At 45.6% G+C, this 305-nt stretch carries 1 protein-coding gene; it reads right to left on the bottom strand.

What is annotated here, in order from left to right; translation table 11 throughout:
* The coding region (locus KI659_RS18555; protein WP_213946883.1) for a hypothetical protein at window positions 1-305 on the bottom strand (305 nt) is incomplete at both ends.

Here is a 305-nt window from a genome sequence, read left to right on the forward strand (position 1 = left end):
CGATGGTACTGGAGTCACATCCGGGAGAGTAGGTCGCCGCCCACTTTTTTTCTTTTCCCTTAAAAAAAAGCCGCCGCATGGCGAACTTTCGGAAAGAAAAAACATTGATAAGATCCGGGATTCCCAAAACACCCCCTTCTTTTCCACACAAAAAAACAAAAGCAGGCAAAAAGCTGCCTGTCCCCCAATGCCCTGTTATTGCCGGCAACACCCGGTGGAAAAAAAATAAAACAGAAAAAGGCTTGCGGAACCAAAACATTGGATTACCTTTGCAACCCGTTCGAAAGCGATCGGGAAAAAAATCA

The organism is Litoribacter ruber, from assembly GCF_018449405.1.
Lineage (GTDB): Bacteria > Bacteroidota > Bacteroidia > Cytophagales > Cyclobacteriaceae > Litoribacter > Litoribacter ruber.